Annotated in this window: 8 protein-coding genes; 4 read left to right on the forward strand and 4 right to left on the reverse strand. The window is 65.4% G+C overall.

The window, feature by feature from the left end; all coding sequences use genetic code 11:
- Positions 1–36 precede the first annotated feature (36 nt).
- Genes P0M04_RS13485 through P0M04_RS13500 form a run of 4 tightly spaced genes read right to left on the reverse strand, consistent with a single transcriptional unit; the run spans position 37 to position 5,113 of the window.
- Positions 37–1,158, reverse strand: coding sequence for an acyltransferase family protein (locus P0M04_RS13485; RefSeq protein WP_259449769.1), 1,122 nt, complete (start codon positions 1,156–1,158; stop codon positions 37–39).
- 1 nt (position 1,159) lies between these two features.
- Positions 1,160–1,897 carry a Crp/Fnr family transcriptional regulator gene (locus P0M04_RS13490; protein WP_259449770.1) on the reverse strand — a complete coding sequence of 246 codons (738 nt, stop codon included), beginning with the start codon at positions 1,895–1,897 and terminating at the stop codon, positions 1,160–1,162.
- A gap of 28 nt (positions 1,898–1,925) precedes the next feature.
- Positions 1,926–3,200, reverse strand: a complete 1,275-nt coding sequence (locus P0M04_RS13495; RefSeq protein WP_259449771.1) for a tetratricopeptide repeat protein — start codon at positions 3,198–3,200, stop codon at positions 1,926–1,928.
- Positions 3,197–5,113 carry a CHASE2 domain-containing protein gene (locus P0M04_RS13500; protein WP_259449772.1) on the reverse strand — a complete coding sequence of 639 codons (1,917 nt, stop codon included), beginning with the start codon at positions 5,111–5,113 and terminating at the stop codon, positions 3,197–3,199. The genes P0M04_RS13495 and P0M04_RS13500 overlap by 4 nt, the downstream gene beginning before the upstream one ends.
- 193 nt (positions 5,114–5,306) lie before the next feature.
- Between P0M04_RS13500 and P0M04_RS13505 the strand changes: the two genes are divergently transcribed.
- The 4 genes from P0M04_RS13505 (at position 5,307) to P0M04_RS13520 (ending at position 12,378) form a co-directional block, all read left to right on the forward strand.
- Positions 5,307–6,668, forward strand: a complete 1,362-nt coding sequence (locus P0M04_RS13505) for a FecR family protein (RefSeq protein WP_259449773.1) — start codon at positions 5,307–5,309, stop codon at positions 6,666–6,668.
- 312 nt (positions 6,669–6,980) lie between these two features.
- The gene (locus tag P0M04_RS13510; RefSeq protein ID WP_259449774.1) at positions 6,981–8,981 is read left to right on the forward strand and encodes a DUF4214 domain-containing protein; all 2,001 of its coding nucleotides are present in this window, start codon (positions 6,981–6,983) and stop codon (positions 8,979–8,981) included.
- Positions 8,982–9,214: 233 nt separating this feature from the next.
- Positions 9,215–11,026: a type I secretion system permease/ATPase gene (locus P0M04_RS13515; RefSeq protein ID WP_259449775.1), complete on the forward strand. Its 1,812-nt coding sequence runs from the start codon at positions 9,215–9,217 to the stop codon at positions 11,024–11,026.
- On the forward strand, positions 11,026–12,378 hold the full coding sequence (locus P0M04_RS13520; protein ID WP_259449776.1) for an HlyD family type I secretion periplasmic adaptor subunit: 1,353 nt from the start codon (positions 11,026–11,028) through the stop codon (positions 12,376–12,378). The genes P0M04_RS13515 and P0M04_RS13520 overlap by 1 nt, the downstream gene beginning before the upstream one ends.
- Position 12,379 lies beyond the last annotated feature (1 nt).

Consider the following 12,379-nt stretch of genomic DNA (forward strand, 5'->3'; position numbering starts at 1 on the left):
GTTCCGCCACACAAATTAACAGAGTTGTAATGAAATTCAGCCCTGATGTAAGCCCGCGGGCTGTCTTTGATCTCCCTCGGACGGGCTCGCGCGGCGCAGCCGGCGCCGGATCGCGCGCAGGGCCGGGGCTTCGACGAAGTGCCAGCTGAGCACGGCCAGCACGCCCGTCACGACGAGACCCAGCGCCAGCAGGCGCCAGTGGCCGAGGGGCGCGAACGCCGTCCGCAGCGCCAGGAGCACCGGCCAGTGGTAGATGTAGATGCCGTACGAGTAATCGTGGCGCTGCAGGTGGCGGGCGAACGGTAGCCGCGCCGTGCCGACGGTGAGCGCGAGCGTGCCCGCCACGAGGAAGATGCCGAACCATGTGAGCGGATTCGGGGTGAGGGCCTGCGAGCGGGTCCAGTCCAGCGCCACGAGCGCGAGCGCGCACGCGACGTGGCGCCAGCCGATGCGCAGGTCGCGTCCCAGCGTATGGATCAGCATGCCGGTCAGGAACAGCGACCACAGCCGCACTTCCCAGATATAGCCGGACAGCACGTCCGGAAACAGGTTCGCCGCCGCCAGCAGGAACAGCGCGGCGCCGCGCATCCACGTGCGCAGCGGCAGCGCGGCGGACAGGCCCACGAGCGCGACGACCACGTACATGCGGCCTTCCCAGTACAGCGTCCACAGGGGACCGTTCAGCGTTTCGCCGCTGAACACCCCGGGCAGTTTCAGTTCTTCCGGCGGGATGATGTAGCGCAGCCAGTGCAGCACGGTATTGCCGAAGATGTAGCGCCACGGCGCCGGGTCCAGCAGGCCGCGCCAGCCCGTGCCTGAAAACAGACACACGGCGAGCACCGTCATCACGAGCAGGCACACGAACAGGCCGGGCACGATGCGCGCCACGCGGCGCAGCACGTAGCGGCCGAGGTGCGGATCGCGTTCCCAGCTCTGGCTGATGAAGATGCCGCTGATCAGGAAAAAGACGCCGACGGCCAGCGCGCCGAGGTCCGTGTGCGGCGCGAGCAGGGGGCTGACGGGGTCGGACGCGCCGGGGCGCGCCGAATTCATCGGGAAGGCATGGAACACGACGACGAGCGTCGCGCAGACGAGCCGGACGAGATTGAAACCGTTGTCGTGCGAGGCGGTGGCCTGGTCGAGGGTGCGTGGATTCATCCTAGGCGCCCTGCACGAGTTTCTGCAGGGCGGCGGGATCCAGGATGACGAGGCGGTTCGATTCCTTCTGCACGATGCCCTGCTGGACGAGGCTCAGCAGGGCGCGGGTGACCGTCTCGCGGCTCGTGTTGATCATGTTCGCGACGTCCTGGTGCGTGGGCAGGTTGTCGATCACGGCCTTGCCGTTACCGTCCGGCTTTTGCAGCAGCGACAGGTACGTGTAGATGCGGCGCGCCGTGTTGTTGATGCTGAGGACCGCGCGGAATTCCGAGTCGCGCTGGATCTTTTGCGCGAGGTGGCGAAGCATCAGGTTGGCCACGCTGGGCGAGTGCGAGAACAAATGCAGCGCGGTGGCGGCGGGCAGGAAGGCCACCAGCACGTCGCTCGTCGCCACCACCGAGGCCGAGCGGGTCGAGTCGTTGATCAGGGCGATTTCGCCGAAGAAGTCGCCCGGGGCGAGCATGCGCAGGCCGATCGCGCGGCCGTCTTCCGTGATGTCGACCACCTGCAGTTGGCCGGACAGCAGGAACAGCAGGGCGTCGCCGCTGCCGCCCTTGTGCAGCACCACTTCGCGCTTGTCGTAGTGGCGGATGCGGATCTCGGCGTTCACGCGGCGCATCTCGTCTTCGCTCAGGCCGGCCAGCAGCGGGATCTTGCGCAGGTTGATCTGGATCTGGCTCGCCTCGACGGCCGCGCCGGAAGCGTAGGGAGTTGCCAGGGTCTTGCTCGCGGACGTCATCGATGATCCTGTTAGGTGCGCGGCGCGCTCACGGGAGCTGCCACTGCAAGCTCAGCTGCAAAATCCGGTTATTGTACTGAAAGATCGATATGTTCTCGTTGTTTCGGACGGCGCGCGCTTCCAGGTGTAGCGTTTGTCCCTTGCCTAACTGATAAGACAGGTCGGCCCGCACCATCTGCGTACGCTGGGCACGTACGGCGTCGATCAGCAGTTCGGGCGCATAGGGCAGGGCGCTGTTCCAGGTCTGGCGTGTATAGCCGAGTTCGCCCGTGACGTTCTCGGACAGCGTGCGCTTGAGCATCAGGCTGGCGAAGTTGCCGTGGCGGTTGCCGCCGGGACGCTGGTCGCGCGCCTGGTCGGTCATCAGGCCGGCGGTGGCGCTGGCCACCAGCGGGCCCTCCCGCCAGGTCAGCAGGGCGCGTCCCTCCAGCATCAGGGAATTGAAGTTGGTCAGCGTCAGGTAATCGCTGTAGGTGGCGCCGGCGATCAGGTTGAGTTGCGCGCCGGCCGGCAGCGGCAGGCCCGGATTCACCCGCGCCTGCACCTGGCCCTGGCGCTGGTACATGTGGCCCCCCAGGCTCACCGCGCCCAGCGCGCCGCTGGCGTGCACGGTCCAGCGCCCGACGCGCCACGGCGACTCGACCCCGGCATACACGGCGGCGCTGTCGTACTGGCGCAGGGCGTCGTTGCGCCGCACCTGGTATTGCAGGTAGCCGATGCTGCCGTTGGGCGTCAGTTCGCGCAGGTGGTCCACGCCGATCACGCTGTACTGGTCGGCGTGCGGCTGGAATTCCGGCAGCAGGGGCAGTTCGATCGGCCCGCCCCGGTCGACGATCAGCGACGATACGCTGGTGCCCTGGTTGACGTTGCGGTCGAAGCCCCGCCCGAGGGTCACGACGGTTGACCTGGACGGCACCCACTGCTTGCAGCCGGCTTCGCGCGTTTCCGCGATCAGGGTCAGCAGGTCGCGCGTCGGGCTGAAGCGGGTTTCGATGATCGCGAACAGGCGCTCGGCTTCGTCGGCGTTGCCCAGGCTGCACTGGGTCAGGGCCAGTTCGAGGAAGGCGCCGGCGTGCAGCGGCGCCTGTTCGACGAGGCGGCGCAAGGTGGCCGACGCATCGCTGCGACGCCCTTCGGACAGGGCCTCGAGGGCCTCGCGGTACAGTGCCTGTTCGGGGTTCTCGGCGGCGGCGTCGCCGCTGTCGGCCAGGTTTTCGACGTTCTCGGCCGCCAGCGCCGGCGCACACGCCAGCGCGCACGCCAGCATGGCCGCCAGCCAGGTGTCCTTGCGTAGAAATGTCATGCCGCCGGCCCCGTCGTGAGGGAGGCTGCCGTGTTCTCGGTACTGCCCGGTTGATGCATGCTGTCTTGCAAAGTGAAAACGTTAATCAGGTGTTCCTTGCCGCGCAGGCGGCGCTCGCCCAGCGGCAGGAAACGATGTCGTTGCGCCCGTGCCACCGTGCCCGGGCCGATGATGACGTCGTGGGGGTAGTCGCGCGCCGCCTGCTCCAGGCGCGAGGCGGTGTTTACGCTGTCGCCCACGGCAGTATAAATGCTGCGGAAGCTGGTGCCGAAATCGCCGGCCATGGCCGGGCCGCTTTCGATGCCGATGCGCACCCGCAGCGGCGGGTGGCCCAGGCGTTCGCGCGCCGCGCTGAATGCGCGCACCCGCGCGACGATCGCGCGCGCGGCGTCCAGCGCCAGGTCGGCGTGCTCGTCGAGCGGCAGCGGCGCGCCCCAGAACGCCACCAGGCCGTCGCCGGTGTACTTGTCGAGCGTGCCCTGGCGTTCGATCACGGGACCGGTCAGGCAGTCCAGGAAATCGCGCGTGAGCCGCGCCGCGTCCTCGACCGGCAGCGACTCGACCTGGGCGGTATAGCCTTCCATGTCGGCGATCAGCGTGGTCACGTCGAGCTGGCGCGGCTGCAGCGGATCCTCGAGGTCGCTGCGCAGCAGTTCCGCGACCACCGCGGGGGCGACGTACTGGCGCAAGGTCAGCAGCAGGCTGCGCGACCGGCGCTGGGTCTGCTGCCACTGGTAGGGCACGGCCACCGCGAGCAGCAGCAGGTTGCTGGCCAGCGGCGCGACGGTGCTGAAATCCGGATCGTGCGGCGCCGCGAGCCAGGCCAGGCTCGTCCAGCCCAGCGAACTCGCGCCCAGCAGGCCCACGCTGGCCAGCGCCGACAGGCGCGGGAAGGCGAGCGGCACCAGCAGCGCCGTCAGCAGGGTCCAGCCCAGCGCAAGCAGGGCGCCGGGCCAGCGCGCCGGGGCGCGTCCGGCCTGCAGGTCGAGCAGGGTCGACAGCATGGCGGCCTGCACGCCCAGGCCCGGACGGCTGGCCGCCAGCGGCGTGGCCACGCGGTCGCCCATGCCCAGCGAGGACGAGCCGACCAGCACGAGGCGGCCGTGCGCACTGGCCGGGTCGATCGCCTGGTCGAGGATGTCGGCCGCGCTGACGACGGTATAGGCATTCCAGTCCCGCTGGAAGGCGACGCGCATCGGGCCGCCGTCCGCCAGCGGCAAATTGCCGCGCCCGTTGCAGCAGTTGACGAGGGCCAGGGCCAGCGCCGGGTAGGCGCGGCCTTCGTAGCGGGTGATCAGGGGCACGCGGCGCAGCGTGCCGTCCGGATCGGGGATGAAGCCGATCGCGCCGATGTGCGGCGCCTGGGCCAAGGCCGGATAGTTGGCGATATAGCCCGTGGCCTCGACGCCGCCGGCATAGCCCGTGACCGCGCCGCCCAGGTGGCCGTCGAGCACGGGTTCCGGCCGCAGCCGCGCCAGGTCGAAGTCGAACGCCTGGGCCGGCACCACCGGGCCGTGGCGCGCGAGCAGGGCCAGGCGGGTATCGCCCGGACCGCCATCGGCCTTGGGCAACAGGATGTCGAGCGCGACTCCGCGCGCTTCATAACGGCCGAGCAGAATTTCGACCAGGTCGGCCAGGCGTTCGCGCGGCCACGGCCAGGGGCCGATACGGGTCAGGCTGGCCTCGTCGATATCCACCACCAGGACGCGCGGTTCCGGCGCATTGCTGACCTGCAGGCGCAGGAACGCATCGCGCATCCATTCGTTGGCGATGAAGGCCAGGCGCGGCGCGGGCGCCCACTGCATCCAGGCGGTCAGCAGCACGGCCGCGATGGCGATCAGCCAGCGGATCGGCAGGCCCGCGCGCCTGATTGGCGATGGCGCGGCAGCGGATTGTGGAAGGAATTCTGCCACGCGGGAAAGAAGGATGGAAAAATTGCAAGCAAAGAAACATTATAGCGTCGCGCTGTTGCTAGTGCGCACTGTTCATAATTTTAGAGACAAATTAGCGACAGGCGAGCCCTGGCGTTTGCATATAATTGTGACCGTCGTCACTTTCTACCGTCCTGCCCGCACGTTAAGCTCGGGGCAGGAGAGGAACCCATTTATGCCGCGCTATCTGCTTGCCACCACCCTGTTCGCCGGCGCCTGTATCGTTCAGGCGGCCCAGGCCGCCGACGCCGGGCGCATCATCTTTGTTGCCGGCAAGGCGAGTGTCGGCGACCAGCCGGCCGTCGAGGGCGGCAGCGTGCGCGAAGGCGAGCTGCTGTCCACTGGCAGCGACGGCTATATCTATGTGAAGACGGTCGACAACGGCCTGTTCATCCTGCGTCCCGCAACCCGCGCGCGGATTACCGCCTACCACGTCGACACGGCCAACCCGGCGAATACCCGGGTCAAGTTCGAGCTGCTGAGCGGCGTGGCACGCAGCAAGTCGGGCGAGGCGGTCAAGCAGGCGCGCCAGAACTTTCGTTTCAACACCCCGGTGGCGGCCATCGGCGTGCGCGGCACCGACTTCACCGTGTTCACCGACGACCACACGTCGCGCGTGGCGGTGCTGACCGGCGGCGTGGTGGTGAGCGGCTTTGCCGGCGCCTGCCGGCCGGAAGGCGGCGGGCCCTGCGAGGGCACCATGAGCCGCGAGCTGTCGGCGGCCCAGCGCGGCCAGCTGCTGCAGGTGACGCGCGGCCAGGTGGCACCGCAGCTGCTCAGCGGCAGCGCGCTGTCTCCCGACCTGGTGTCGCCGCCGCGCACCGACGAGCCGGTTGCCAAGACCGATGCCACGTCGGGTGTGACGACCAATGGCGGCACCCCGAATCTCGAGGTCAAGAAAGTGGTGGCCCTGACGGCCGTCAACGAACAGCCGAAGCCGCCCGTATTGCCGGCGCCGGAAACGCCGGTGCCGCCGCCGGCCGTCGATCCGGTGCCGCCGCCGGATCCGTCCAGGCCGGAAAGCCGCATCGTGTGGGGACGCTGGGTGCAATTCGACGCGTATTACGCCAAGCTGAATTTGCCGACGGAAATGCAAAATGCCGAGTTACTGGCGACGAATGGCGATTACGCGCTGCTCCGTACGCCCGGCCGCCAATTCGTTACACCGAATAATGGCAGCATGGGTTTCGCGCTGCGTGATTCCGATGCGGTGATTTATACGGATTACGGCTATGGTTCGCGCACGATCGCGCCGGCAACCGTGTCGAATGGCTCGCTGAACGTAGATTTCGGTAGCCGGACCTTCGCCACCAATTTCACCGTCCTGTCGAAGGACGAATCATTCCCGTTCCAGGCGACGGGTGCGGTGGGCAGCGATGGCCGCCTGTTCGGCGACGAAGCCAAGGGACGGCCGGGTTATCTCAACGTACAGGGGTTGCTGAGTAACGACAAGGGTGGCAGTGCCGCATATATCTTCGATGGTCGCATTGACGCCTTGCGTACGGTGAATGGCGCGACGTATTGGATGCGCAGGTAAATCGTATTATCCCCGTATAAAACCCCGGTATTGCCGGGGTTTTTTTATATGCATGAGAAACGCCGGTCCAATGCCGGTTTTTTGTGCAGTCGTGAATATTGTTGAGATAATTGGAGAGAATTGACGGGTAATGTCAACTGAAGTGTCAAAAATTTGTATGAATTTTGAACGAGTTTTTTATTTTTGTGATGGCTGTCACATCGCCATGCTTGTGCGATCTGTCATGATTCGGCCCGTTGGACAGCAAAGGCATTCCCGAGGCTGCACAATCTAGAGACATTCATCGATCGATCGATCTACTTGGAGCATTAAATGGCAACGACCTACTACGAAAACATCCAGAAGCTGTACGTGGCATACTTCAACCGTCCGGCTGACACCGCTGGCCTGGCATACTGGGAAGGCGTCGTCGAAGCCGCCAAGGGCGACACCGCCGCTGTTTCGGCCGCTTTCGCTGCTGACACCGAGTACAAGGCTGCTTACAAAGACCTGTCGAACGCCGACATCGTCAACAAGGTTTACCAGAACCTGTTCGGCCGTGACGCCGAAGCCGCTGGCAAGGCTTACTGGGCCGACCTGCTGGACAAGAAGACGATCACCATCGACGCAGTCGTGACCGCTGTCGCTTCCGGCGCACAAGGCTCCGACCTGACCGCGTACAACAACAAGGTCAAGGCTGCCACCGCCTTTACCGCTGCTCTGGACACCGCTACCGAACAGAAGGGCTACAGCGGCGACGCAGCTAACGCCATCGCCAAGACCTTCATCTCGGGCGTGACGACGGATGCATCGCTGGCCGCTGCCATCGCTCCGGCAACCCTGGGCGCCACCGTCGCCAAGTCGGTTGCTGCCGGCACCGCCTTCTCGCTGGCTTCGGGCCTGGAAGCCCTGAACGTCGCTACCGTGGCTAAAGCCGATTTCCTGGCTGCTGCTGACGGTGACAACAATGCCAAGACCTCGACCACTGATGCCGCTATCGGCACCAAAGTGACCACCGCCATTACCGGCGTGGACACCCTGGTCGCTGGCGACTACACCGGCGCTACCGCTGGCGTCCGTTCGGTTCTGCTGCAATCGCAGATGTCGCTGAATGCGGCTACGCTGGCTGACGCACAAGCTGCTGTGGCTACGGCAAACGCCAACATCGCCAAGGTTGCAGGCCTGACCGATGCGATCAGCGCACTGGAAACCGCCGAGACCGCTACCAAGGATGCGCAAACCGCCCAGATCACCAAGGAAGCTGATCTGGCTGCCAAGGTTGCTTCGTACAATGTCGTCAATCCGACCAAGACGGCTGTTGTTGCTGCCAACGGCGAAATCACCATCAACGGCACGAAAGTTGTCACCCTGGACGCTGACGGCAAGCTGGTCCTGGCTACCGATGTCACCGAAACGACCAACCCGGGCGTGACCACGCTGCTGAACGCAAGCGTCGCTACCGAAGCTGCTCAGAAGGCGACTGCCGACGCAGTGACGGCACAAGCCAACGCACAAGCCGCGGTTGACACGCTGGATCTGAGCGCTGCAGCGCAAACCAAGCTGAAGGATGTGGCTGCCGCGATGACCATCGTTGATCTGGCTGACGGCGCAACCCCGACCTCCGCTCAGATCAAGACCGAACTGAGCCAGCTGGATGCCATCAACAAGTCGGCCGCTGCAGTCGCAGCCCAAACCGGCGCTACGCAAGCTCAGAAGGACGCTGCCGCTGCTGCTGCTAAAGCGTACACCGACTTCAAGGGCCTGGTTGACGCATTCGTGGCTGCCGATACCGACAATCCGCTGATCGCCAAGCTGGACACTGCTAATGACGCTGTGACCGCCGCTCAGAAGAGCGTCACCGACCTGACCAAGGCAGTGACTGCTCTGGACGCCGCCAACGCAACGGCTGCTCAACTGGCTGCTGTCAACGGTCAAGTGAAAGCTGCCCAGGACGCCTTCACCACCAACAAGCTGATGCTGCCGGTCACCCTGGATGCCACCCACACCTCGGCTGTGGCAACCGCTGACGCCGACATCTTCGTCGTCGCCAAAGGTGCAAAGGATTCGACCATCACCAACTTCGGCCTGCTGGGCTCCGACTCGCTGTACATCGGTACCCAATACACGCTGAACACCGGTGACTACACCAAAGGCGCCGGCAACAACGCAGTGCTGGAAGCTTTCCTGGTGAAGAGCGGTTCGGACACCAAGCTGGTTCTGGAAACCTCGGCCTTCGGCTCGAATGCAGCAACTCCGGAAATCGTCACCATCACCCTGACCGGTGCTGACTCGACCAAGGTGCACCTGACCAACGGCATCATCACCGTGGCCTAATTCAGGCTGGATCCAGCCCGGGCAACCGGGCTGTTCCCGGAAACCCCGCTGCCGCAAGGCAGCGGGGTTTTTCATTTGGCTTACCAGGTGTCTGTGACCCGGACGCGACTCTTGTTCAAAATTTGTGACGCACATCACATTTTTGAATGTTTTTGATAGATAATATGCGCGGGCAAATTTCTTTAGGTTATGGCGTGCTTCGGTGACGAAACAACGTCGATACGCAATCCGCTATGAAAAAACTGTTAGAAAAAAAGAGCGAAATCCAGCTGGTGCTCCGGTCGTTCAAAAGCACCTTCTTCACGGTGGGCGCGTTCAGCGCGATCGTCAACCTGCTGATGCTGGCGCCCTCGTTGTACATGCTGCAGGTGTACGACCGTGTGCTGGGCAGCCGTAACGAGATCACGCTGCTGATGCTGACCCTGCTGATCATCGGCGCGTACCTGTTCATGGGCGGCCTCGAACTGATCCGTTCGTTCGTGCTGGTGCGCGTGGGCGCGAAGTTCGACATGCAGCTCAACAAGCGCATCTACACCGCCGCCTTCGAGCAGAACCTCAAGCAGGCGGGCGGCAATGCCGGCCAAGCGTTGGCGGACCTGACGAACCTGCGCCAGTTCCTCACGGGCAGCGCACTGTTCGCCTTCTTCGACGCACCCTGGTTCCCGATCTACCTGATCGTCATCTTCATATTCGAGCCGGTGCTGGGCATGTTCGCGCTGGCCGGCACCGTCGTGCTGATCATCCTGGCCATCGTCAACGAGCGCGTGACCAAGCAACCGCTGGCCGAAGCGAACTCGATGTCGATCCAGGCCAATACCCTGGCCACGAACAACCTGCGCAACGCCGAAGTCATCGAATCGATGGGCATGCTGCCCAATCTGATCGGCCGCTGGTTCAAGCTGCACGGAAAATTCCTCACGCTGCAGGCGGATGCCAGCCAGAAGGCCGGCCTGATCACCGCCGTGACCAAGTTCGTGCAGGTGTCCATGCAGTCGCTGGTGCTGGGCCTGGGCGCGCTGCTGGTCCTGGAGCACAAGATCACCCCGGGCATGATGATCGCCGCATCGATCCTGCTGGGCCGTACGCTGCAGCCGGTGCAGCAGGTCATCGCGGTCTGGAAGAGCGTCAGCGGCGCACGCAGCTCCTACGAGCGCCTGGAAGCCCTGCTGGAAGCCAATCCGGCGCGCGAGGCGGGCATGGCCCTGCCGGCCCCGCAAGGTACGCTGCTGCTGGATAACGTGACGGCCGCGCCGCCGGGCGTCAAGGTGCCGATCGTGAAGGGCGTGTCGATCGCGATCACCCCGGGCGACGTGCTGGGCGTGCTCGGCCCGAGCGGTTCCGGCAAGTCGACCCTGGCGCGCCTGCTGGTAGGCGTGTGGCCGACCATGATCGGCAAGGTGCGCCTGGACGGCGCCGACATCTACCACTGGAACAAGGCCGAGCTGGGCCCGCACGTGGGCTACCTGCCGCAGGACATCGAACTGTTCGCAGGCAGCATCAGCGAAAACATTGCCCGCTTCGGCGAGGTCGACGCGGAGAAGGTGGTGCAGGCGGCTAAGCGCGCCGGCGTCCACGAGATGATCCTGCAGTTCCCGGAAGGCTATGACACGAAGCTGGGCGACGGCGGCGCGGGCCTGTCGGGCGGCCAGAAGCAGCGCCTCGGCCTGGCGCGCGCCATGTACGGCGACCCGGCCCTGCTGGTGCTGGACGAGCCGAACTCGAACCTCGACGACGTCGGCGAAGCGGCCCTGCTGGCCGCTGTGACCGACCTGCGCGCGCGCGGCAAGACCATCGTGATGATTACCCACCGCCCGAACGTGGTGCAGGTGACCACCAAATTGCTGCTGATGCGCGACGGTACCGTGCACATGTTCGGCCCGACCAACCAGGTGCTCGCCGCCCTGCAGGAAGCCAACAAGAAAGCGATGGAAGCCCAGGCCGCCGCTCAGGAGCAGGTCGCGCAGGCGCAGGCCGCTGCCCAGCGCGCTGCTGCAGCCGCCCAGGCGGCCCAGGCCGCCAGTGCCACCACTGGAGAAGGAAAGTAATGAAACTGATTGCGAACAAGGCGCAGGACGTCGTCGCGCACGACGTCACGCCGATCGAAGTGAATACGGATGCCCGCGTCTATGCGCGCCTGGGCTGGATGATCGTGCTGCTGGGCGTCGGCGGCTTCCTGCTGTGGGCGCTGCTGGCGCCGCTCGACAAGGGCGTGCCGATGGGCGGCACCGTCGCCAAGGAATCGAACCGCCAGGCCGTGCAGCACCAGACCGGCGGCACCATCCAGCAGATCCTCGTGCGCGACGGCGACGTCGTCAAGGCCGGCCAGGTGCTGGTGCGCATGAACCCGATCGTGGCCCAGTCGGCCGTCGAGATGACCGACAGCCAGTACCTGAGCGCGCGCGCCGTCGAGGCGCGCCTGATCGCCGAACGCGACGGTGCCAAAACCATCAAGTTCCCGGCCGAGATGGAACAGCGCCGCAGCGATCCGCGCGTGGCTGAGATGATGAGCCTGCAGAACCAGCTGCTGGCGTCGCGCCAGGGCTCGCTGCAGAACGAGCTGGGCGGCGTGGACGAAAGCATCGCCGGCCTGAAGGTGCAGATCCAGGGCCTGCAGGAGTCGCGCGACGCCAAGAAGGAGCAAGTGAACATCCTGAAGGAGCAGCTTGCCGGCATGCGCGACCTGGCCAAGGAAGGCTATGTGGCGCGCAACCGCCTGCTCGAACTGGAGCGCACGTATGCCCAGCTGAACGGTTCGATCTCGGAAGACATCGGCAACATCGGCCGCGCCCAGCGCCAGGTGACTGAACTGACGCTGCGCAAGGCCCAGCGCGTGCAGGACTACCAGAAGGAAGTCCGCACCCAGCTGACCGACGTGCAGCGCGAAGCCGAAGCCCAGCAGGCCCGCCTGCAGGCGCAGAAGTTCGAGCTGTCCAACGTCGAGGTCAAGGCGCCCGCCGACGGCACCGTGGTCAACCTGGCCGTGTTCACGCCGGGCGGCGTGGTGCCGGCGGGCTTCAAGATGATGGACATCGTGCCCAGCAACGATCCGCTGGTGGTCGAAGGCCAGTTGCCGGTCAACCTGGTCGACCGTGTGCACGCGGGCCTGAAGACCGAACTGATCTTCTCCGCCTTCAACGCCAACCGCACGCCGCACATCGAAGGCGTCGTCGAGCAGGTGGCGGCCGACCGGGTCGTGGACGAGCGCACCGGCGCAGCCTTCTACAAGGTGCGCGTGAAGGTGACGCCGAAGGGCGCGCAGATGATCGCCGCGCACAAGATGGACATCCGTCCCGGCATGCCGGTCGAGCTGTTTGTGAAGACGGGCGAGCGCACCATGATGAACTACCTGCTCAAGCCGGTACTGGACCGCGCCGGCTCGGCGCTGAGCGAGGAGTGAG

The sequence above is a fragment of the Telluria mixta genome (assembly GCF_029223865.1).
Classification (GTDB): Bacteria; Pseudomonadota; Gammaproteobacteria; order Burkholderiales; family Burkholderiaceae_D; genus Telluria; species Telluria mixta.